Below are 21,301 nucleotides of genomic sequence, written 5' to 3' on the forward strand. Positions count from 1 at the left end.
CCCGTGGCACTTCTCGAAGTCCGCGACCTGAAGGTCGTGTTCCAGCGCCGCGGGGAACGTCCGTTCACCGCGGTCGACGGCGTGAGTTTCGACGTCGAACCCGGCCAGACGGTCGGGCTGGTCGGCGAGTCCGGCTGCGGCAAGTCGGTGACCTCGCTCGCGATCATGCGGCTGCTCGCCAAGCGTGGCAACACCGTCACCGGTTCGGTGCGCTTCGAGGGCACCGACCTGCTGACGCTGTCCGACCGCGAAATGCGCGACCGGCGCGGCCGCGATCTCGGCATGGTGTTCCAGGACCCGCTGTCCTCGCTCAACCCGGTCATCCCGATCGGGCTGCAGATCACCGAGGTGCTGGAGCGCCACCGGGACATGCCGCGCAAGAAGGCGCGGGTCGAAGCGGCGGAACTGCTCGACAAGGTCGGCATTCCCGACCCGACGCGGCGGCTTTCGGAGTACCCGCACCAGCTTTCCGGCGGGATGCGCCAGCGCGCGCTGATCGCGATCGCGCTGGCCTGCCGTCCGCGGCTGCTCATCGCGGACGAGCCGACCACCGCGCTCGACGTGACGATCCAGGCGCAGATCCTCGCCCTGCTGCGGGAACTGGTGCAGGACACCGGAACCGCGCTGGTGATGATCACGCACGACCTCGGCGTGGTCGCCGGGCTCTGCGACGAGGTCAATGTGCTGTACGGCGGCCGGATCGTGGAGCGCCAGGAGCGGCATTCGCTGTTCGCCAGCCCGCGGCATCCGTACACGCACGGCCTGCTGTCCTCGATCCCGCGGCTCGACGAGGGCCGCGGCGAGAAGCTGGTGCCGATCCGCGGTTCGGTGGCCGACAACATCCCGTGGGACGGCGGCTGCGCGTTCGCGCCGCGCTGCCCGAACGCGCTCCAGACCTGCCTGGAGCGTTCGCCGGAGCTCGTTCCCGAGGGGAACGGCTTGCTGCGCTGCCACAACCCGGTGCGACCCGCCGTGGCGGCAGGAGGAGGAACCCGATGACGGTGGCGAACACCGACGAGGTACTGCTCGAGGTCACCGACCTCAAGGTGCACTTCCCGATCAAGCGCGGCATCGTCGTGGACCGCACGGTGGGCCACGTGTTCGCGGTGGACGGGGTCGACCTGTCGATCCGCCGCGGCGAAACCTACGGCCTGGTCGGCGAATCCGGCTGCGGCAAGTCGACGCTGGGCCGTGCGATCCTGCGGCTCAACGAACCGACCGGCGGCAAGGTCGTGTTCGACGGAACCGACGTCGCCCAGCTCAAGGGCGAGCAGCTGCGCAAGGCGCGGCGGCGGATGCAGATGGTGTTCCAGGACCCGATGTCGAGCCTGGACCCGCGCCAGTCGGTCGAGTCGATCCTCGTCGAGGGCATGCGCGCGCACGGGCTCGACAAGGACAAGGAAGCCACCGCGAAACGGCTGCGCGAGCTGCTGAACGCGGTCGGCCTTCCGGAGACGTCGCTGCGGAAGTACCCGCACGAGTTCTCCGGCGGCCAGCGGCAGCGCATCGGCATCGCGCGGGCGCTGTCGGTGGAACCGGACCTGATCGTCGCCGACGAACCGGTGTCCGCGCTGGACGTTTCGGTGCAGGCACAGGTGGTGAACCTGCTGGAGGATCTGCAGGACGAGCTCGGTCTCACCTACGTGGTGATCGCGCACGACCTCGCGGTGGTCCGGCACATCTCCGACCGGATCGGCGTGATGTACCTCGGCGCGCTGGTCGAGGAGACGACGTCGGAGGAGCTGTACCAGAATCCGCTGCACCCGTACACGAAGGCGCTGCTGTCGGCGATCCCCGTGCCGGACCCGGTGGTGGAGGACAGCCGCGAGCAGATCCTGCTCGCCGGCGACCTTCCGTCGCCGGCCAATCCGCCCTCGGGCTGCCGGTTCCACACGCGGTGCCCGTGGAAGCAGGAAAGCCGGTGCACCACCGATCGCCCGCAGCTGCGCGAGATCGGCGACGGGCATCGGGTGGCCTGCCACTACGCGGAGGACATCCGCGACGGGCGGATCCAGCCGCACCGGGTCGAGGTGGAACTGGTCGACGCCGGGGCGCTGAACCCGGACCTCGGTCCGCCGGACGTCGGTTCGGCCGCCGAGATCCTCTGAGCAAGTCCGGGAAGGGCTCCTTGCGGGAATCCCGCAAGGAGCCCTTCGCGCTTTTCAGGGCTGGAGGTCGACGGCGGCGCGGAACGAACCGTCCATGTGGAACGGCGTCGAGTTGTGCTCGTGCGTGATCCGCCAGCCGTTTTCCGTGCGCCGCAAGGCGAACGTGGTGCGGAACCAGAGCGTGAACGATTCGGTTTCGCCTCGCGGCGTCGCGGTCAGCTTCGCGAGCGCGGCCACCACCGCGAGGTCGCCGGACACGGTGATCTCCTCGTCGTGGTACGTGTAGGAAATCGGCCCGTCGAAGGTGCTGAGCCACTGCGCGACGTACTCCGCGGAAGCGCCGGTGGTGCGCAGCGGCGGCGCGAGATCGAACTTGACCGCCTTCTCGGTGTAGCTCGCGACGACCCGCTGCGGGTCCTTCGCGTGCATCGCGGCGGTGCGCTCGGCCAGCAGGTCGCGGATCTCGTTCTCGGACATTCTGTGGTCTCCTTTTCCCGGAAGCGGGGTTGCGTCCGGGACGTCGAAGCCGTCCGCCCGGCTTCGACATCAGGAGTGGAAGAACTTTTCGAGGAGGCTCCCGATGAAGTATCTGGTCCTGATCTACGGCAACCCGGCGTCGCGCGCGGCCTGGGCGGGGATGACCGACGAGCAGAAGGCCGAGGGCCTTCGGGCCTACCAGCGGTTCCACGAGGAGCTGGAGGGCACCGGCGAGCGGATCGTGTCCGAGCGGCTGGCCGCGCCGGAACTGACGAAGCAGGTGCGCGTGACCGCCGACGGGGTGAGCACCACCGACGGCCCGTTCGCCGAGATCAAAGAGCAGCTTGCCGGCTTCTACCTGCTGGAATGCGCTTCGGAGGCCCGCGCGCTGGAGATCGCCGCGCGGATCCCGGAGGCCCCGTTCGCGACGATCGAGGTGCGGCCGGTGATGGGCTTGACCGGCGACGTGGACTTCGAGCTGTGATCGACCGCCTCCTGCGCGAGCTCATCCCGCAGGTGCTGACCGCGCTCGTCCGCCGCTACGGCGACTTCGGCAAATGCGAGGACGCCGTGCAGGAGGCCCTGCTCGCCGCCGCCGTGCAGTGGCCGAAGGACGGGGTCCCGGACAACCCGAAGGCCTGGCTCATCACGACCGCTTCCCGGCGGCGGATCGAGATGTGGCGCAGCGAAGCGGCGCGGATCCGCCGGGAGGAGACGGTGGCCGCGCTGGAGCCGCCGTCCTTCGAACTCGTTCCGCAGCAAGACGACACCCTCACGCTGCTGCTGCTCTGCTGCCATCCCGCGCTGACCCGGCCGTCGCAAGTGGCTCTCACCTTGCGCGCGGTCGGCGGCCTGACCACCGCCGAGATCGCGCGGGCGTACCTGGTGCCGGAGCCGACGATCGGCCAGCGGATCAGCCGCGCGAAGCAGAAACTGCGCGGTGCGGAGTTCGCTCTTCCGCCGAGGGAAGAGCTGCCGGAACGCGTCGCCGCGGTGTTGCAGGTGCTGTATCTGGTGTTCACCGAAGGCCACACCGCCAGCTCCGGCGCCGAGGTGAACCGCGTCGAACTGACCGCCGAGGCCATCCGGCTCGCCCGGCAGCTGCACGCCCTCCTGCCCGCCGACGGCGAGGTCGCCGGACTGCTCGCCCTCATGCTGCTCACCGACGCCCGCCGCCCGGCCCGCACCGGGCGCGACGGCATCCCGGTGCCGCTGGCCGAGCAGGACCGCTCGCTCTGGGACGCGTCCGCGATCGCCGAAGGCAGCGCACTCGTCGAACACGCGCTGGCGACCACCCCGGTCGGCCCGTATCAGCTGCAGGCCGCGATCGCCGCCGTGCACGACGAGGCCGCGACCGCCGACGCCACCGACTGGCGGCAGATCCTGCTGCTGTACGACCTCCTGCGGCAGGTCGCGCCCGGCCCGATGGTCGCCCTCAACCGGCTGGTCGCGCTCGCCCGCGTCGAAGGCCCGGAGGCCGCGCTGGCCGAGCTGGACGCGAGCGAGCACCTGGACCACTACCGGGCCGATGTGGTCCGCGCGCATCTGCTGGAACTGTCCGGCGATCCCGAAGGCGCGCGCGACTGCTACCTCCGGGCCGCCCAGCGCACCTTGAGCCTTCCGGAACGGGAGCACTTCGAAACGCGCGCTTTGCGAGTTATGTCGGAAAAACCCTGAAAACCCGGCCGGAAGACGGACCCCACCCCCGACTCCAGGTGGACGCGAGAGTCGTCGTCAGCTGGGTACCCTGCGGAGACCAGGCATGAATCGCAAGGGGGTTGGCAGTGAACATCGACCACGTGCTGGAGGCGATCCCTCCGCTGTCGGTCTACCTGTTGGTGGGCTTGGTGGTGATGGTCGAGAGCCTGGGCATTCCGTTGCCGGGGGAGATCGTGCTGGTGAGCGCGGCGCTGCTGGCGTCGTCGCACAGCGGGCTGAATCCGCTGTGGATCGGCGTGCTGGCCTCGGCGGGCGCGATCATCGGCGACAGCATCGGGTACCTGATCGGCAAGAAGGGCGGCAAACGGCTGTTCGCCTGGGCGGGCCGGAAGTTCCCCAAGCATTTCGGCCCGGACCACGTCGCGAGTGCCGAACGGATGTTCCACAAACGCGGCATGTGGGCCGTGTTCTTCGGCCGGTTCGTCGCGGTGCTGCGCATCCTGGCCGGCCCGCTCGCCGGATCGCTGAACATGCACTACCCGCGCTTCCTGCTCGCGAACGCCCTCGGCGGCATCATCTGGGCGGGCGGGACGACGGCGCTCATCTACTACCTGGGCGTGGTCGCCGACAAGTGGCTGAAGGGCTTCCAGTGGGCCGGCCTCGGCGCGGCGCTGGTGATCGGCGTGGTGGTGACGCTGGTGTTGAAGAAGCGCATGGCCCGCAACGCGACGTCGTCGTCCTCGGCGGAGGAAGAGAAGAACGACGCGGTCGCCTGAGTTCAGCGGACTGAATTCCCCCGGCGGGTCTTCGGACTCGCCGGGGGTTTCTGTTCCGGGCCGGCACCGCTCACACCGGGAGCAGCTCCTCCGGCGTGACCGCGGGCTTCCGCCGCAGCGAGCCCAGCAGTACCCCGCCGATCACCACCGCCGCGGCGACCAGGGTGAGCACCGTCGGCACCTCGCCGAGGAGGAAGAACGACGCGGTCAGCCCCACCACCGGCACCAGCAGCGAGAACGGCGCGACCACCCCCGCCGGGTTGCGGCGCATCAGCGTGGTCCAGATGCCGGAGCCCACGACCGTCCCGAAGACGACCACGTAGGTCAGCCCCGCGATCCCGATCAGGCCGGTTTTCGTGCCGAGCGTCGTCAGCGAGTGCCAAGCCGCGCCGGGACCCTCGAAGATGCTCGACAGCGCCAGCATCGGCAGTGGCGGGACCACCGACATCCACAGCGTCAGGTGCAGCGGGTTGTCCGGCTCCGCGCGGCGCATGCTCAGGTTGCCGACCGCCCAGCTCAGCGCGGCCAGCAAGGTCAGCAGCACCGGCACCAGCGCGGCGTGGGCGGACTGCTGCCAGGCGATCGCCGTCATGCCCGCCACCGCGAGCAGGATCCCGGCCAGCTGCCGTCCGGAGACGCGTTCCCGCAGCAGCACCGCGCCCAGCAGCACGGTGAACGGCGCGGAAGCCTGGAGCACCAGCGACGCCAGCCCGGTCGGCATGCCCAGGTGCATCGCGACGAACAGGAACGCGAACTGCCCGGTGCCGAACCCGAGCCCGTAACCCAGCAGGTAACGCAGCTTCACCCGCGGCCGCGGCACGAGGAACACCGTCGGAATCGCGATCAGCAGAAACCGCAGCGCGCCCGCGAACATCGGCGGGAACTGGCCGAGCGTGGCGTGGATCGCGATGAAATTCAGACCCCACAAGACGGCGACGAACACAGCGAGCAAACGGTCCCGGATGGCCATGCCCTCAACCTTGCCCAGGCGAACCTTGAAGCACCAGCGAGAAAATCTGCACTGACTGTGTAGCGGTGCTTCACATAGACTGCGCGGATGGACTTGGGCAGGCTCCGCACGCTGCGCGAATTCGCCGATCGGGGCAGCGTCACCGCCGCCGCTCGGGCGTTGCACTGCACGCCGTCGGCGATTTCGCAGCAGTTGCGCGCGTTGCAGGCGGAGGTCAGCATCGCGCTCACCGAACCGGCCGGCCGCGGCCTGCGGCTCACCGACGCGGGCCGCGCGCTGGTCGCCCGCGCCGACGACGTCCTGGCCGCGCTGGACCGCGCCGAAGCCGAACTGGACACGTATCGCAGCGCCCCGCGCGGACGCGTGCGGATCGCGATCTTCCAGTCCGCCGGCCTGATGCTCCTGCCCGGCCTGCTCCGCCGCATCGACCAGCACGAAAACCTCGAGGTCGACGTCCGCGACGTCGACATGGTGCCGCCGCAGGTGCCCGGCCTGGTGGCCGACTACGACGTCGTCGTCGCCCACCGCGACGAGCACGCGCCCGAATTCGACCCCGAACGCCTCGACGTCTTCCCGCTGCTGCGCGAACCGCTCGACGTCGCCCTCCCCGTCGGCCACCGGCTCGCCCGCAACCGCCGTGTCGGCTTGGCCGACCTCGCGGACGAACGCTGGATCTCGGTAGACCACGGCTTCCCGGTGGACGACGTCCTGCGCTCGCTGACCGTGCGCACCGGCGTGCGGCCGCAGATCGTCCAGCGCATCAACGATTTCCGGATCACCGAACGGCTCGTCGCGGCCGGGCACGGCATCGCCCTGATGCCGCGGTACACAATGGACACTCGGCGGGGCAGCGGCCTGGTCGGCCGCCCGCTGGCCGGAATCCGCGCGGCAAGGCTGGTGGAAGTCGTGTGCCGCACCGGTGCCGCGAACCGCCCGGCTGTCGCGACCGTGATCGACGAGATGCGCGCCGAGGTCGCCGCCCTCACGACCTAGCCGGGTTCCCGGGCGGGCAGACCCCGCAGCAGCGTGTCGAGAAACAGCTCGAACCGCGGTGCGGCAGGGCCGAGATCGAGGGGATTTTCCCGCACCGCGAGCCAGCTCACCGTGCACGTGATGAAGATGTACCAGCTTTGCTCGGCCAGTTCCGGCGGCACCCCGGCATTGGTGAACGCCGTGACCACCTGAGTGCGCAGGCGGCCGAAGGAAGCCGCGTTGTGGCGGTGCGGCCGGGACAGCCGAGTCGCGTAGCCGGGTACGGCGAGGAACTGGTCGTGCATCGCCCACGCGACCTTCGCGAGCCATGGACGCCAAGCCCGGCGCGGCGGGCCCTCCTCCGGAAGCACCCGCTCCAGCACTACCTCGCTGATGAGATCGAACAGCGCGTCCCGATTGGCGACCCAGCGGTAGAGCGCGCCGTGCGTGACGCCCAGCCGTGCCGCCAGTTCGCGCATGGTCAACGCGTCCAGGTTCCCAGCGGAGAGCGCCGCGTCGACGATTCGCTCGCGGTCGAGCTGGGCGGGGCGGCCGGGCCGCGGTCGGGTCATGGTTCCGGACTCTACGAGACGAGGTTAGTGACCAATGGTTACTAATAGGCGTACAGTCGTGGCATGGCAGAGATCGAAGGCACGGTGCGGCCCGGTTTCGAACCGGTGCGGGAGACGTTCGCGGCAGTCGCGGACGGAGCCGCTCAGCTGGTGGTGTACCACCGCGGCGAGCGAGTGGTCGATGTGCGGACCGACCTCGACGGGGATGCCCTGCTCGGAGCTTATTCCGCGACGAAGGGCGCGGCGCACCTCGTGGTCGCGCTGCTGGTCCAGGACGGAGTGCTGGACCTGGACCAGCGGGTGCGGCACTACTGGCCGGAGTTCGCCGCCGACGTCACCCTGCGGGAACTCCTGGCCCATCGGGCCGGGCTGGTCGGCTCCGACGAAGGCTTCCCGCGCGCGGACCTCGCCGACGACCGGATCGTCGCCGAACGACTGGCCCGCCAGCGCCCGTTCTGGCGACCCGGCAGTGCGTTCGGCTACCACGCGCTGGTCGTCGGCGCGCTCAGCGGCGAGGTCGTGCGGCGGGCAACCGGCCGCACCATTCAGGAACACTTCGCCTGCCGGGTCCGCGATCCGTACACAGTGGACTTTCACCTCGGGCTCCCCGCCGAACTGGAGCCGCGGTTCGTCAGCGCACAGCCGATGCTCCAGGCTCCCGAGCGGCGGATTCCGCTGCCCGCCGCGAACAGCCTGTCCGGGATCGCGTTCAACCGGCACCACCCGGACGGCCCGGAAGTGTGGGAACTGCCGAACTTCCCGGAGATCCGGCGGCTCGGTTCGGCGTCGTTCGGCGGCGTGGCTTCCGCCCGCGGGCTGGCCCGGATGTACGCGGCCGCGATCAGCTCACTGGACGGGGAACCGCCGTTGCTGAAGCCGGAAATCGCCGCCGAGTTCGCGCAGATCCAGTCCATCGGGCACGACGTGGTGCTGGGCGAGCACAAAGCGTTCGGCGTCGGCTTCCACGCCATGAGCGAGCGCTACCCGGAGCTGGGCCAGGGCAGCTTCGGACACAGCGGCGCGGGCGGCCAGCAGGCGTTCGCCGACCCGCGCAACGGCATCGCCTATGGCTACACCCGCCGCCGCGTCCCGTTCCCCGCCGCGGCCGCTCCGGAGAACGAACCGCTGATCAAGGCGCTGTACTCGGCGCTGCGTGCCGTCGAATCCCGACCGTGATCGCCGTCCCCAGTAGCACCGCGACGGTCAGCGACAACGCGAGGCTCAGTCCCGGCTCGGCAACCAGCTGCCCGCCGGCGTAGCCGAGGAACGCGACGTACGACGTCCACAGCAGCACGCCGACCGCGGACGCGGTCAGGAACTCGGCGAACCGCCACCGCAATGAGCCGGCCAGCAGCGCGCCGACCGTCCCGCCGGACGGGAGCCATCGCGCGACCACCAGGATCGGTCGCGGATGCCGCTGCAGACGTCCGTCGAGCCAGTTCAGCCCGGCGGCCAGCTTGCGTCGCCGGCCCAGCCGGGCCAGCACGCGAGCCCCGCCGAACCGGCCGAGCGCGTACAACACCTGGTCGGACAGCAGGCAGCCGAGGCTGGCGATCGCGATCACGACGGCCAGCGAGGTCCCGTGTTGCGCGGCAGCCACGCCCATGCCCAGCAGCGTCACCTCGGTGGGCAACAGCGGCACCAGCGAGACGACGAACAGCACCACCAGTCCAGCCGTCGTAGCGTTCATGTCTCTATTAACCGTCCTGCGGGCCCCGACGAGTCCCAATCACCGGCACTTCACAGCAAGGCACAGCCGGGGCACAGATTTCCGCGGAACCCGGACGGAGGATGTCAGGGTTCACCCGCACGCTGGTGGTCCACCGAGAGAAAAGGGGACGAACGGAATGAGCGGGGAACTGGCCGGCAAGGTCGCGCTCGTGGCGGGCGGCACGCGCGGGGCGAGCCGGGCGATCGCGGTCGAGCTGGGCCGGGCCGGAGCGTACGTGTACGTCACCGGTCGCACGACGCGGGCCGGGCGGTCCGAAGTGGACCGTCCGGAAACCATCGAGGACACTCTGGAGCTCATCGAAGCCGCGGGCGGCAAGGGATGCGCGCTGCGGGTCGATCACCTGGTGAGCGACGAGGTCGCCGCGCTCGCCAAGCGGATCGACGCCGAGCACGGCGGCCTCGACATCCTCGTCGACGGCATCTGGGGCGGCGACCGCTACCTGGAGTGGGGCAAACCGATCTGGGAGCATTCGCTGGACGCCAGCCTGCGGATGATGCGGCTGTCCCTCGACGCCCACCTGATCACCAGCCACCACCTGTTTCCGCTGGTGATCCACCGTCCGGGCGGGCTGGTGATCGAGCTGACCGACGGCACCGCCGAGTACAACCGGAAATACCGCGAGGGCACGTCGCTGCCGTACTACCTGTCCAAGGCGGCGATCAACGTCCTGGCCGTCGGCGAAGCGGCCGAGCTGAAGGCGCACGAGTGCACCGCGATCGCGTTCACGCCGGGCTGGCTGCGTTCGGAAGCGATGCTGGACCTCTTCGAGGTCACCGAGGAAAACTGGCGGGACGCGACCGTGCGCGAGCCGCACTTCGTGATCTCGGAGTCGCCGACGTTCTCCGGCCGCACGGTCGTCGCGCTCGCCGCCGACCCGGAGCGGCATCGCTGGGCCGGCCAGACCGTCTCCAGCGGCCAGCTGGCGAAGATCTACGAGATCGACGACGTGGACGGAAGCCGCCCGGACGCGTGGCGGTACGTCGAGGAGGTCCAGGACTCCGGAAAGCCCGCCGACGCCAGCGGTTACCGCTGAGGCCGACGTTCCGTGAAGGGCTCCTTGAGGGAATCTGATTCCCTCAAGGAGCCCTTCACGGACGGTTGCGGTCGGCGAGGGCTCGGCCGAAGTCCGCGACCGCGGCGCGGATCTCCGGCGGGGTGAGCACCTCGACGCCGGGGCCGAGGGAAACCAGCTGCACGACGGCGACTTCCTTGCCTTCCATGGCGAACTCTGCCTCGGCCCACCCGTCGTCGCCGGCCGGGCCGAGCGACACCAGCACCTCGTGCACGTGCTCCGGTCCGAAAACCCGGCGCAACGCACCCGCCGCGGACCGGTCGAGCCGGGCCGTCACCTTCAACGGCAACGGCATCTTCTCGAACTGCGCCGACGACGCCCGCCACCAATCGGCGAGCGAGAATTCCTCCGGCCGCGCAAAGGTTTCGCCGGTTTCGGCGACCCCGTCCAGTCGAGAGACCCGATACGTCCGAAGATCGGCGTCGACCCGCGCCACCAGGTACCACACCCCGGCTTTCAACACGAGCCCCAGCGGATCGAGCGTCCGCCTAGTGACCTTGTCGCGGCGCCGATAACGCACATCGAGCCGTTGCTGCGTCCACACCGCCTTCGCGACCGCGGGCAGCGCGGCCGCGTCGTCCGGCGAACTGAACCAGGCCGAGGCGTCGAGATGAAACCGCCCGGCGACCGTCCGGGCCTGTTCCTGCAGCTGAGCCGGCAGGCTCGCGGACACCTTCGCGTGAGCCGCGGCCACCGCGGTGCCGAGGCCGAGCCCGGCCAGCGCGTCCGGCACGTCGAGGGCCAGCAGCGCGACGGCCTCCCGCGAGGTGAGGCCGTCGAGCCGCGAACGCCAGCCGTCCACGAGCCGGACGCCGCCGTGCCGCCCTGGTTCGCTCCAGAGCGGCACGCCGGCTTCGCGCAACGCGGCCAGATCCCGCCGCAGCGTCCGCTCGGTCACGCCCAATTCGCCGGCCAGTTCCCCGACCGTGCCCGCGCGTTTGCGGTGCAGCGTGAAGAGAAGCGCGACCAGGCGCTCGGCTCGCATCAGGCTCGGGTCAGCGGTTGGCCCGGTTGACCGCGCTGACCACGGCACGCAGCGAGGCGGTGACGATCGACGGGTCGACGCCGATGCCCCAGAACACGCGGTCGGAGATCGCGCATTCGATGTAGGACGCGGCGCGCGAGTCGTCGCCCGGGCTCAGGGTGTGCTCGCTGTAGTCCAGGAGCCGCAGGTCGTAGCCCACGGTCGACAGCGCGTCGAAGAACGCGGCGATCGGCCCGTTGCCGCAGCCGGTGATCTCGTGCTCGTCGCCCTCGACCTTCACCGTGGCCTCGAGGTCGTACTCGCCGCCGCCGTTGTCGGTGACCCGCTGCTTGATCAGCTCCAGCGGGGTCTTCGACTCCAGGTACTCGGCCGAGAACGCGCGCCACATGGTGGCCGGGTCGACCTCGCCGCCCTCGCTGTCGGTGTAGGCCTGGATGACCTTCGAGAACTCGATCTGCAGCCGCCGCGGCAGGTCGAGCTGGTGCTCGGCCTTCATGATGTAGGCGACGCCGCCCTTGCCGGACTGCGAGTTCACCCGGATCACGGCCTCGTAGGTGCGGCCGACGTCCTTCGGGTCGATCGGCAGGTACGGCACCTCCCACGGGTGCTCGTCGACCGGGACGCCCTTCTTGTCCGCGGCGTCCTTCATCGCGTCCAGGCCCTTGTTGATCGCGTCCTGGTGGCTGCCGGAGAAGGCGGTGAACACCAGGTCGCCGCCCCACGGGGAGCGTTCCGGGACGGGCAGCTGGTTGCAGTATTCGACGGTCCGCTTGATCTCGTCCATGTCGGAGAAGTCGATCTGCGGGTCGATGCCCTGGCTGTAGAGATTCATGCCCAGCGCGACCAGGTCGACGTTGCCGGTGCGCTCGCCGTTGCCGAACAGGCAGCCCTCGATCCGGTCCGCACCGGCCTGGTAGCCCAGCTCCGCGGCGGCGATGCCGGTGCCGCGGTCGTTGTGCGGGTGCAGCGACAGGATCACCGAATCGCGGCGCTCCAGGTTGCGGCTCATCCACTCGATCGAGTCGGCGTACACGTTCGGCGTCGCCATCTCGACGGTCGCCGGCAGGTTCAGGATCACCGGCTTCTCCGGCGTCGGCTGCCAGATCTCGGTGACCGCGTTGCACACCTCGAGCGCGTAGGACAGCTCGGTGCCGGTGTAGGACTCGGGCGAGTACTGGAAGCGGAAGTCGGTGTCCGGCTGCTTCGCCGCCAGCTCGACGACCATTTCCGCCGCCGACGTGGCGATCTTCTTGATGCCTTCGCGCTCCTCGCGGAACACCACGCGGCGCTGCAGGATCGAGGTCGAGTTGTAGATGTGCACGATCGCCCGCGGCGCGCCCTCGAGCGCCTGGAAGGTGCGCTCGATCAGCTCGGGACGGCACTGGGTCAGCACCTGGATGTGCACGTCGTCGGGGATCGCGCCTTCTTCGATGATCTCGCGCACGAAGTCGAAGTCGGTCTGCGACGCGGCCGGGAAGCCGACCTCGATCTCCTTGTAGCCCATGCGGACCAGCAGGTCGAAGAACTTGCGCTTGCGCGCGGGCGACATCGGGTCGATCAGCGCCTGGTTGCCGTCGCGCAGGTCGACCGCACACCACAGCGGCGCGCGCTCGATGCGCTTGTCCGGCCAGGTGCGGTCGGGCAGCTCGATGTTCTCGACTACGTCGTACCAGGGGCGGTAGCGGTGGACCGGCATGGACGTGCCGCGCTGCGGGTTCCACGAGGGCTGTCCGGCGGGCGCGGGACGAGAGGGCGTGCGCAGACGGGAGTTAGTGGTACGGGGGTCGGTCCTCATCGCGGGAAATTCTCCTGAAGGGATCGGTGCGGACGACCGGCACCACAAAGCCCCGCGACGAGGAGCCGGTCAGATCAGGCCCCGTCGCGGCAGCGAAGCAGGAGTTCACGCGCCACGGGGTCACTGTAACCACCCGACGCGCGGAAAGGAAAGCCGCCCGTCGCGATCGAACTGTTACGTCGGGTGGCTGATACCTGTTACTAGCGGGTAGCGGCCCGCGAAACGACGTGTCAGACTGCCCGGCATGGGCGAGCACGCGGAACAGGCACAGGAAACCGAGGCGAAGGCGCGACCCCAGCGCACCCCGGTGGACTGGGGGCGCACCCGGGAACGCGCGGTGTCCTTCCTCGCGTCCCTCGTGCGATGGGCGGGGCTGCTGTTCGCCGCGGTCTTGGTCCTGCACGTGATTTTCGTCATCGGCGAGGCCAACCAGGGCAACGGCATCGTCTCGTTCGTCCGCAACTGGGCCGACGGCCTGTCGCTCGGCTTCAAGGACCTTTTCACGCCGAGCGACGCGAAGCTGCGGGTGCTGGTGAACTACGGCATCGCGGCGGTGTTCTGGCTGATCGTGTCCGGGATCCTGGCGAAGATCATCCGCCGCGTCGGGGGCGCCGGCGCCTGACTGGTCAGTTTTCGGCCAGTTCGTCGGACACTCGGTCGCAGACGTACTGGCACCCGTAGTTCCCGCCGGTGATCTCGCGGAGGAAGCCAGCCTCCTCGAGCCTTTTGATCGCGTTGCTCGCGGTCGGGTACGACACGCCGAGGTCCAGAATGCAAGGAACCGCCCGAAGCCTTGAATTCACCGCGTCGGGCGCTGGTGCCTGACCAACGCCCGACGCTGGGTCAGGACTGCCAGGTCACCGCGTCCTTGCCGTAGTCGGTTTCCGGAGCCAGGTCGCGGTAAGTGCTGGCGCTGTAGCTCGCCCCCTTGACCTCCGCGCCCGCCGGAGCCAGGGCCAGCACGCAGCTGTCGTACGAGGCCCCCGTTGTGGTGAACGTCTTGCCCGCGTTGCCGCTGTCGCACTTCTCGAACTTGCCGATCACCGTCACGTGCGGGCCGCTGGTGCCGTCCGCGAGCAGGCCGTTCATCAGGCCCAGCGAGCTGTACGAGAAGTCCGTGCCGGTCTCGTTCGTCACCTTGACCTGGAGGTAGTACGGCGTCATGCCCTTGGCTCGGTCGCCGAGCTTCAGCGGGGCCAGGTCGGCCTCGGCGCCCTTGTCGATGCGGGTCACTGTCACGCCGATCGCGCCGGTGTTCTTCTGCGCCCTGAACGGCACCACGGCCTTCTCGCCGAGCTTCAGCTTCGTGCCCTGCTTCGTGTAGTCCGCGGAGGCGGGCGATTCAGCGGCGGCCGAGGAAGACGGGGCGGCCGAGGACGGGGCGGCGATCGGCGGCGTGGTCCCCTCGGAAGAGCTGGAACACCCGGACAGCGCGAACGCCATCGCCGTCGCGGAAATCGTCAGCGCGACCGGCATCGAAGTACGCATTTCGTCACTCCTTGAGAACTTTCCCACCGATTCAGCGATCTGACCGGGTTAGTGCCCATCTGACCTCTTCGGCGGGACTCCGGTTCCCTCGAATGCTCACGAAACGGTCACAGCGCCGGAGAGCCCCACTTCTCCCCGAAGGCGAACTCCGCGAGCGGAAGCCGGCGCCGAGGGCCCAGTTCGCGTTCGATCCGGCGCGGGTCGTCCAGCACGGACGGGTCGGCGGGCGAGCCGACGGCGATCGCCACCCGGGCCACCGCGTCGGCGGGCAGGCCGAATTCCTCGTGCACCCGCTCCGGCGAGAAGCCCGCCATCTGGTGCGCGATCAGGCCGAGTTCGACCGCTTGCAGGACGAGGTTCTCGGTCGCCAGCCCGAGCCCGTAGTCGGCGTAGGGCACCTCGCCCTTCTCGTTCGTGGTGACCATCACGCCGATCAGCAGTGCGCTCGCTCGGAACGCCCACGCCTGGTTCCCCGAGTTCAGCGTCGCGAGGATGCGCGGGAACACCGGACCGCCCCGGCGGCCGACGAGGTAGCGCGCCGGCTGGGTGTTGCCGAAAGACGGCGCCCACCTGGCGGCTTCGAGCAACGCGGTCAGCTGGGCGGCGGTGATCTCGGCGGTCTCGTCGAAGGCTCGCGGGCTCCAGCGCTCGGCGATGGCCGGCGCGACGGGGACACTCGTCTCGGCTGGTTTGCGCATGCGGCGAACGTAGTACGGCCGGGGAGTGCTCTCCGTCACTCCGGAGGAAGGGCTTCGAGCTTTCCCCTGGCGTTAAGGAAAATTTACTTCCGATCGCTCCGGACGGGCGGTGGCGGACCACTCGATGGGGTGGCGAGCGCCGTTCGCGCCGGTAGGCTCTTCCCCAAATGAAGGGCCGTGGGCGCTCCTCGGTGCCCTCCAAGGAGTACGCCCCGGCCCGTCAAGGAGGTTCGGGCGTGGCCCTCGTGGTCCAGAAGTACGGCGGATCGTCGCTGGAAAGTGCCGACCGGATCAAGCGCGTGGCTGAACGGATCGTCGCGACCAAGAAGGCGGGCAACGACGTGGTCGTCGTGTGCTCGGCGATGGGCGACACCACTGATGAGCTGCTCGATCTGGCGCAGCAGGTGAACCCGGCTCCGCCGGAGCGGGAAATGGACATGCTGCTCACCGCCGGTGAGCGCATCTCGAATTCGCTGGTCGCGATGGCCATTTCCGCGCAAGGCGCGCAAGCCTGGTCGTTCACTGGTTCCCAAGCCGGCGTGGTCACCACGTCGGTGCACGGCAACGCGCGCATCATCGACGTCACTCCGAGCCGCGTCACCGAGGCGCTGGAGCAGGGTTACGTCGCGCTGGTGGCCGGTTTCCAAGGCGTGGCACAGGACACCAAGGACATCACGACGCTCGGCCGCGGCGGTTCCGACACCACCGCGGTGGCGCTCGCCGCCGCGCTGAACGCGGACGTCTGCGAGATCTATTCCGATGTGGACGGTGTGTATTCGGCCGACCCGCGGATCGTGCCGGACGCCAGGAAGCTCGACACCATCCCGTACGAGGAGATGCTGGAGCTCGCGGCGAGTGGGTCCAAGATCCTGCATCTGCGTTCGGTCGAGTACGCGCGCCGCTACGGCGTGCCGATCCGAGTCCGTTCTTCCTACAGCGACAAGCCGGGCACCACGGTGGCCGGATCGATCGAGGAGATCCCCGTGGAACAAGCGCTGATCACCGGTGTGGCACACGACCGCTCGGAAGCGAAGATCACCGTGACCGGCGTGCCGGACCACGCCGGAGCCGCGGGCCGGATCTTCCGGGTCGTCGCCGACGCCGAGATCGACATCGACATGGTGCTGCAGAACGTGTCCAGCACGTCCTCGGGCCGCACCGACATCACTTTCACGCTGTCGAAGGCCAACGGGGCCAAGGCGGTCAAGGAACTCGAGAAGATCAAGGCGGAGATCGGCTTCGAGTCCGTGCTGTACGACGACCACGTCGGCAAGGTCTCGCTCGTCGGCGCCGGGATGCGTTCGCACCCGGGCGTCACCGCGACGTTCTGCGAGGCGCTGGCCAACGCGGGCGTGAACATCGAAATCATCAACACCTCGGAGATCCGCATTTCGGTGCTGATCCGCGACGCGCAGCTGGACGAGGCCGTGCGCGCGATCCACGAGGCGTTCGAACTCGGCGGCGACGAGGAAGCCGTCGTCTACGCGGGGAGTGGTCGCTGATGGCGCGGGGTCTTCGCGTCGGCGTGGTCGGGGCGACCGGCCAGGTCGGCGCCGTGATGCGCAAGCTGCTGGACGAGCGGGACTTCCCGGTCGAGCAGATCCGGTATTTCGCCTCGGCCCGCTCGGCGGGTCGCACGTTGCCGTGGCGCGGCGAGGAAATCACCGTCGAGGACACCGCGACCGCCGATCTGTCCGGATTGGACATCGCGCTGTTCTCCGCGGGCGGCGCGACCTCGCGCGAGCACGCGCCGCGGTTCGCCGAGGCGGGCGCGATCGTGGTCGACAACTCGTCGGCGTTCCGGCGCGACCCGGACGTGCCGCTGATCGTCAGCGAGGTCAACCCGGAGGCGATCAAGGAGGTGCGCAAGGGGATCATCGCGAACCCCAACTGCACCACTATGGCCGCGATGCCGGTGCTCAAGCCGCTGCACGACGAAGCCGGGCTGGTGCGGATCGTCGCGAGCACCTACCAGGCGGTGTCCGGCAGCGGTCTGGCCGGCGTCGACGAGCTGGCCGCGCAGGTGAACGCGGTCGCGTCGCGCGCGGCCTCGCTCACCCACGACGGTTCGGCGGTCGAATTCCCGGCCCCGGCCAAGTACGTCGCGCCGATCGCGTTCAACGTCCTGCCGATGGCCGGGTCCATTGTGGACGACGGTACGTTCGAGACGGACGAGGAACAGAAGCTGCGCAACGAAAGCAGGAAGATTCTGGGCATCCCGGACCTGCTGGTGTCCGGCACCTGCGTCCGGGTCCCGGTGTTCACCGGGCACTCGCTGTCGGTGAACGTCGAATTCGAGCGGCCGCTGTCGGTCGAGCGGGCGACGGAACTGCTGTCGAACGCGCCGGGCGTGCAGCTGGCGGACGTGCCGACCCCGCTGCAGGCCGCGGGCATCGACCCGAGCCTGGTCGGGCGCATCCGCACCGACCCGGGCGTGCCGGACGGCCGCGGCCTCGCGCTGTTCGTCTCCGCGGACAACCTCCGCAAGGGGGCGGCGCTGAACACGGTGCAGATCGCCGAGCTGGTGGCGCAGAACCGCTGAGTTTCGCTGGGAAACTGCCCGGTCCCTCGTCGGAGGGGCCGGGCAGTTTTCATTTCTTCTTCTGCCGCGGCCTCATCGGTTTCAGCCCGAACGCGGCCCGGAACTCCGGCTTCTGCAGCGGCCTCAGCACGGCCTGCATCAGCAACCCCCACAGGATCAGCCCGATCGGTGCGCCCCCGGACCCAGAATTCGTGGTCAGCGACAGAATCAGGCCAAGCAGCAGCATCGCCATGAACCCGCATTCCAGCCAGACGACCGCGAGCACGACCGTGCGCTGCCGCTTGCTCAGCAGAACGGCGCACCCCACGAGCGCGATGGTCAGCGCCGAGTTGATCGCCACGATCGTCACCGGCAACGCCGCGGCGCTCGTCGTGCCGCCGAGGCTGAGCAGGAACCCGACGAACGCCGCGAGAGCGAGGTAGAGCACGGCCTGGCCGCCGATCGCCCAGCGCATCGACCGGATTCCTCGCCGCACCTCCTCCTCCGCGTGCGCGCCGGACGCGGGCATCGGCTGGTCAGGGCTGGACGGAAACACCTCGCACACCACCTCTGGCTCGGGAACCGGGCCAGAAGACCACTGGTCGTCCGGGACCGGTCCCCGCTGCTTGGCGAGCCGGCAGGCCTGGTTGCGGTGCGTCCGGAATTCGTGAATGGCTCCGTAGCCGCTGTAGGACCGCACTCGTCCGGACGCGCTCCGGCCGAGGTGACGGAACTGCTCCACCGCCTCGGAACCGCGCCGGAGTTCGACGAGCGCGCGGGCCGCTGTTCAGCGTGTCCGGGGCGTCCCAGCCCTCGCTGTCGAGCCACGGCAGCAGCCGGTCGAGCGCGGCTTCGACGCGCTTGTCCCGCCAAGCGTCCTTGACCCCGGCGAAAGACGCTTCGAACGCCGCGGCAAGCGGCAGAGACGCCAGTTTCGGATGCTTCGCCGCGCCTTCCTCGGCGAATGTCCACATCAGATCGTCGCTGCCGAACCACTTGCCGCACCAGTACTGCAGAGCGCGTGGGCATGCGCGTGCAATGGATCGCGGGCCATCGCACCGTCCCACATCGCGCGGAATTCTTCGCGATCACACACCGCGTCGCCCACGGCGTCGGGTCTTCCGGGGCGAGGCCAGCGGCGGTCTGGCTCGCTTCGTCAGCCTTGCCAAGGACGCGCTGGAAGCCCGCGAAATGCTCCGCTCTGACGTACTTCGCCCGTCGCGCGCTGCGGATTTGCCAGGCCACATTCGTGAGCGCGTCGGCGTGCACCGCGGCGGCGTCCGCATCGTCTGGACGGGCCGTCCGCCAAGCCTTCAACGCGGTGTCGTCGTCGGCCGCGACGCACGGAGCGCGGCGGTGTCCCCGTCGATCGCCGCGCCGACGGCGGGATCCAGTTCGGTGGCATACGGTTCGGTCAGCACCAGTTTCGCTGGTCCAGATCAGGACAGTTCCCAGTGCGCCGCACCGGCTTTGGCCAGCTACGCGTGCAGCACAATGGACAGTCGACTGTGGACTTGCGGACGGTAAAGCTCGCGCTTCGCCCGCCCCTGCGCCTCCGGCGGTGCGGTGGGATCGGCGATGTCCTCAAGGCATCCGGCGTCGAGCAAGTCCAGCAGGTTTTCGAGGCTGCGGCTGCGGAGAATCCGCAGCGCCTCGGCCTGATTCGAGTCGCGTACCCCGACGTCGACCAGGCTGGCCCAGTCGAGGTTCTTCTTCGAAGACGCTTCGGCGGTGAAACCGGTCGCCAGCACCGCGTCGAGCAGCGCCGTCGCGTCGCGGAGGAGATCCGTCGCCGGTCGCTCGTCGCCGGGTGGCACGGGGACAGCCGGAGCGGCTTCCAGCAGCGCGATCCGTTCGGCGGTCGGCGGGTGGCTGTCGTACTTCGATCCCGGCTCTGAGGAAGGATTTTCCCGCAGGGAAGCGAACTCCTCCGCACGTTTGGCGAGCAGCGACTGGTAGCCCTCAGTCATCCGCTGCGGCAGATAGCCCGCGGCCCAGCCGATCGTCGCGCAGTGCGTCTCCTCGTACGCCGCCGCGTTGGCCTGGGGAATCAAAACCGGCCAGCAAGAAGACAGCGAGCAACGCCCGCGACGAGTTCGTCATCGAGAAACGGAATCCTCCCCCAGACCGGCACCCTGGGCGAACCCGTCGTTCGAGCCCGTTATCGACGGAGGCGCCGATTTCGTTTCACCGATGCCCCGGTGTCCGAAAACCCGTTGTCGCGATCGCCCCGATGGCGGATGCTGAGCGGGCAAACTTCGTTCCGGGAAAGGAAAGTCATGTACACGGCGGTGGACGGCGAGCGGGTTCCGATCCGGATGTGGGCAGACCCCGCGTCGGTCGAAGACCAAGCGATGCGCCAGCTGCGCAACGTCGCCAACCTGCCTTGGGTGCACGGCGTCGCGGTGATGCCGGACGTCCACTACGGCAAGGGCGCCACGGTGGGCAGCGTCATCGCGATGCGCGACGCGGTCTCCCCGGCCGCGGTCGGCGTCGACATCGGCTGCGGGATGAGCGCGGTGCGGACCTCGCTCACCGCGAGCGACCTCCCGGACGACCTCGGCAAGCTGCGCAAGCGGATCGAATCGGCGGTGCCGGTCGGGTTCGGCCTGCACAAGACGCCGGTCAACCCGGCGAAGGTGCACGGCGCCGGGGGCTGGGACGCGTTCTGGAAGGCGTTCGGCGACCTGCACGAAGGGGTCCAGGACCTGCACGACCGCGCGGCCCGGCAGATCGGCAGCCTCGGCGGCGGTAACCACTTCATCGAGGTCTGCCTCGAACAGGGCGGCGCCGACGAGGGCCGCGTGTGGCTGATGCTGCATTCGGGTTCGCGCAACATCGGCAAGGAACTCGCTGAGCGGCACATGGCGATCGCGCGGAAACTGCCGCACAACCGGGACTTGCCGGACCCTGACCTGTCGGTGTTCGTCGCGAACACGCCGGAAATGCAGGCGTACCGGCGCGACCTCTTCTGGGCGCAGGACTACGCGGCGCGCAACCGGGCGACGATGATCGCGCTGGTGAAGCTCGCGGTCGCGGAGGTGGTCCCCGGGACGACCTTCGACGACGCGGTTTCGTGCCACCACAACTACGTCGCCGAGGAAACCTACGACGGCGTCGACCTGCTCGTCACCCGCAAGGGCGCGATCCGGGCCGGCTCCGGCGACCTCGGGATCATCCCGGGCAGCATGGGCACGGGTTCGTACATCGTGCGCGGACTGGGCAACACCGCGTCGTTCGAATCCGCGTCCCACGGCGCCGGACGGCGGATGTCGCGGACGAAGGCCCGCAAGACCTTCACCGCCTCCGACCTCGCCGCGCAGACCGCGGGCGTGGAATGCCGGAAGGACACCGGGGTCGTCGACGAGATCCCGGCCGCGTACAAGGACATCGAGACGGTGATCCAGGCACAGACCGACCTGGTCGAGGTGGTCGCCCACCTCAAGCAGGTCGTGTGCGTGAAGGGATGAAGGCCC

General features: G+C 69.4%; 23 protein-coding genes. 12 read left to right on the top strand and 11 right to left on the bottom strand.

Annotated features, from left to right (window positions below):
* The first annotated feature begins 3 nt into the window (after positions 1 to 3).
* Both L942_RS16880 and L942_RS16885 read left to right on the top strand, forming a co-directional pair.
* Entirely contained in the window at positions 4 to 999 is a 996-nt protein-coding gene (locus L942_RS16880) for an ABC transporter ATP-binding protein (protein ID WP_037361345.1), read from the top strand.
* Entirely contained in the window at positions 996 to 2,108 is a 1,113-nt protein-coding gene (locus tag L942_RS16885) for an ABC transporter ATP-binding protein (protein ID WP_037361347.1), read from the top strand. Before L942_RS16880 ends, L942_RS16885 begins: the two co-directional genes overlap by 4 nt.
* A gap of 54 nt (positions 2,109 to 2,162) precedes the next feature.
* On the opposite strand, the gene L942_RS16890 is transcribed toward L942_RS16885, so the two are convergent.
* Positions 2,163 to 2,585: a YybH family protein gene (locus tag L942_RS16890; protein ID WP_037361348.1), complete on the bottom strand. Its 423-nt coding sequence runs from the start codon at positions 2,583 to 2,585 to the stop codon at positions 2,163 to 2,165.
* Positions 2,586 to 2,688: 103 nt separating this feature from the next.
* Between L942_RS16890 and L942_RS16895 the strand changes: the two genes are divergently transcribed.
* The 3 genes from L942_RS16895 to L942_RS16905 all read left to right on the top strand — a co-directional run bounded on the left by L942_RS16895 (position 2,689) and on the right by L942_RS16905 (position 5,020).
* Positions 2,689 to 3,069, top strand: a complete 381-nt coding sequence (locus L942_RS16895) for a YciI family protein (protein ID WP_037361349.1) — start codon at positions 2,689 to 2,691, stop codon at positions 3,067 to 3,069.
* Complete coding sequence (locus tag L942_RS16900) at positions 3,066 to 4,262, top strand: RNA polymerase sigma factor (protein WP_037361351.1); 1,197 nt, start codon at positions 3,066 to 3,068, stop codon at positions 4,260 to 4,262. Before L942_RS16895 ends, L942_RS16900 begins: the two co-directional genes overlap by 4 nt.
* A 107-nt stretch (positions 4,263 to 4,369) precedes the next feature.
* The gene (locus L942_RS16905) at positions 4,370 to 5,020 is read left to right on the top strand and encodes a DedA family protein (RefSeq protein ID WP_037361353.1); all 651 of its coding nucleotides are present in this window, start codon (positions 4,370 to 4,372) and stop codon (positions 5,018 to 5,020) included.
* Positions 5,021 to 5,090: 70 nt separating this feature from the next.
* Here the strand turns inward: L942_RS16905 and L942_RS16910 are convergent, their stop codons facing one another.
* Positions 5,091 to 5,990 (bottom strand): EamA family transporter, encoded by a 900-nt coding sequence (locus L942_RS16910; RefSeq protein WP_037361355.1) that lies wholly within the window; start codon positions 5,988 to 5,990, stop codon positions 5,091 to 5,093.
* A gap of 87 nt (positions 5,991 to 6,077) precedes the next feature.
* Here L942_RS16910 and L942_RS16915 point away from each other — a divergent pair, with 87 nt between their 5' ends.
* Entirely contained in the window at positions 6,078 to 6,983 is a 906-nt protein-coding gene (locus L942_RS16915; protein ID WP_037361358.1) for a LysR family transcriptional regulator, read from the top strand.
* Here the strand turns inward: L942_RS16915 and L942_RS16920 are convergent.
* On the bottom strand, positions 6,980 to 7,534 hold the full coding sequence (locus L942_RS16920; RefSeq protein WP_037361361.1) for a TetR/AcrR family transcriptional regulator: 555 nt from the start codon (positions 7,532 to 7,534) through the stop codon (positions 6,980 to 6,982). The genes L942_RS16915 and L942_RS16920 overlap by 4 nt on opposite strands.
* 63 nt (positions 7,535 to 7,597) lie before the next feature.
* Here L942_RS16920 and L942_RS16925 point away from each other — a divergent pair, with 63 nt between their 5' ends.
* Positions 7,598 to 8,710: an EstA family serine hydrolase gene (locus L942_RS16925; RefSeq protein WP_037361364.1), complete on the top strand. Its 1,113-nt coding sequence runs from the start codon at positions 7,598 to 7,600 to the stop codon at positions 8,708 to 8,710.
* Here L942_RS16925 and L942_RS16930 read toward each other — a convergent pair.
* Positions 8,664 to 9,224, bottom strand: coding sequence for a DedA family protein (locus L942_RS16930; RefSeq protein ID WP_037361365.1), 561 nt, complete (start codon positions 9,222 to 9,224; stop codon positions 8,664 to 8,666). The genes L942_RS16925 and L942_RS16930 overlap by 47 nt on opposite strands.
* A 157-nt stretch (positions 9,225 to 9,381) precedes the next feature.
* Here L942_RS16930 and L942_RS16935 point away from each other — a divergent pair, with 157 nt between their 5' ends.
* Positions 9,382 to 10,299: an SDR family oxidoreductase gene (locus tag L942_RS16935; protein WP_037361371.1), complete on the top strand. Its 918-nt coding sequence runs from the start codon at positions 9,382 to 9,384 to the stop codon at positions 10,297 to 10,299.
* Between the two features lie 55 nt (positions 10,300 to 10,354).
* On the opposite strand, the gene L942_RS16940 is transcribed toward L942_RS16935, so the two are convergent.
* The gene (locus tag L942_RS16940; protein ID WP_037361374.1) at positions 10,355 to 11,323 is read right to left on the bottom strand and encodes a helix-turn-helix transcriptional regulator; all 969 of its coding nucleotides are present in this window, start codon (positions 11,321 to 11,323) and stop codon (positions 10,355 to 10,357) included.
* Positions 11,324 to 11,333: 10 nt separating this feature from the next.
* On the bottom strand, positions 11,334 to 13,118 hold the full coding sequence (gene leuA, locus L942_RS16945; protein WP_037361375.1) for a 2-isopropylmalate synthase: 1,785 nt from the start codon (positions 13,116 to 13,118) through the stop codon (positions 11,334 to 11,336).
* Between the two features lie 244 nt (positions 13,119 to 13,362).
* Between leuA and L942_RS16950 the strand changes: the two genes are divergently transcribed.
* On the top strand, positions 13,363 to 13,740 hold the full coding sequence (locus tag L942_RS16950; protein ID WP_037361376.1) for a hypothetical protein: 378 nt from the start codon (positions 13,363 to 13,365) through the stop codon (positions 13,738 to 13,740).
* A gap of 4 nt (positions 13,741 to 13,744) precedes the next feature.
* Here the strand turns inward: L942_RS16950 and L942_RS45885 are convergent, their stop codons facing one another.
* The 3 genes from L942_RS45885 to L942_RS16960 form a co-directional block, all read right to left on the bottom strand.
* On the bottom strand, positions 13,745 to 13,876 hold the full coding sequence (locus tag L942_RS45885) for a hypothetical protein (protein WP_268745727.1): 132 nt from the start codon (positions 13,874 to 13,876) through the stop codon (positions 13,745 to 13,747).
* A gap of 85 nt (positions 13,877 to 13,961) precedes the next feature.
* The gene (locus tag L942_RS16955; protein WP_037361378.1) at positions 13,962 to 14,606 is read right to left on the bottom strand and encodes a hypothetical protein; all 645 of its coding nucleotides are present in this window, start codon (positions 14,604 to 14,606) and stop codon (positions 13,962 to 13,964) included.
* A 107-nt stretch (positions 14,607 to 14,713) separates the two neighbouring features.
* Positions 14,714 to 15,304 carry a nitroreductase family protein gene (locus L942_RS16960; RefSeq protein WP_037361380.1) on the bottom strand — a complete coding sequence of 197 codons (591 nt, stop codon included), beginning with the start codon at positions 15,302 to 15,304 and terminating at the stop codon, positions 14,714 to 14,716.
* 236 nt (positions 15,305 to 15,540) lie between these two features.
* Here L942_RS16960 and L942_RS16965 point away from each other — a divergent pair, with 236 nt between their 5' ends.
* Both L942_RS16965 and L942_RS16970 read left to right on the top strand, forming a co-directional pair.
* Positions 15,541 to 16,806 carry an aspartate kinase gene (locus L942_RS16965; RefSeq protein WP_037361382.1) on the top strand — a complete coding sequence of 422 codons (1,266 nt, stop codon included), beginning with the start codon at positions 15,541 to 15,543 and terminating at the stop codon, positions 16,804 to 16,806.
* A complete protein-coding gene (locus L942_RS16970) occupies positions 16,806 to 17,846 on the top strand; it encodes an aspartate-semialdehyde dehydrogenase (protein WP_037361385.1) in 1,041 nt (346 codons plus the stop codon). The genes L942_RS16965 and L942_RS16970 overlap by 1 nt, the downstream gene beginning before the upstream one ends.
* A gap of 49 nt (positions 17,847 to 17,895) precedes the next feature.
* Here the strand turns inward: L942_RS16970 and L942_RS16975 are convergent, their stop codons facing one another.
* The gene (locus L942_RS16975) at positions 17,896 to 18,567 is read right to left on the bottom strand and encodes a hypothetical protein (protein WP_158684480.1); all 672 of its coding nucleotides are present in this window, start codon (positions 18,565 to 18,567) and stop codon (positions 17,896 to 17,898) included.
* A gap of 736 nt (positions 18,568 to 19,303) precedes the next feature.
* Positions 19,304 to 19,879: a hypothetical protein gene (locus tag L942_RS16980; RefSeq protein ID WP_051166043.1), complete on the bottom strand. Its 576-nt coding sequence runs from the start codon at positions 19,877 to 19,879 to the stop codon at positions 19,304 to 19,306.
* A gap of 225 nt (positions 19,880 to 20,104) precedes the next feature.
* Between L942_RS16980 and L942_RS16985 the strand changes: the two genes are divergently transcribed.
* Positions 20,105 to 21,295 carry an RtcB family protein gene (locus L942_RS16985; protein WP_037361390.1) on the top strand — a complete coding sequence of 397 codons (1,191 nt, stop codon included), beginning with the start codon at positions 20,105 to 20,107 and terminating at the stop codon, positions 21,293 to 21,295.
* Positions 21,296 to 21,301 lie beyond the last annotated feature (6 nt).

Origin of the sequence: Amycolatopsis orientalis DSM 43388 (assembly GCF_000411975.1) — a bacterium.
GTDB classification, from domain to species: Bacteria; Actinomycetota; Actinomycetes; order Mycobacteriales; family Pseudonocardiaceae; genus Amycolatopsis; species Amycolatopsis orientalis_D.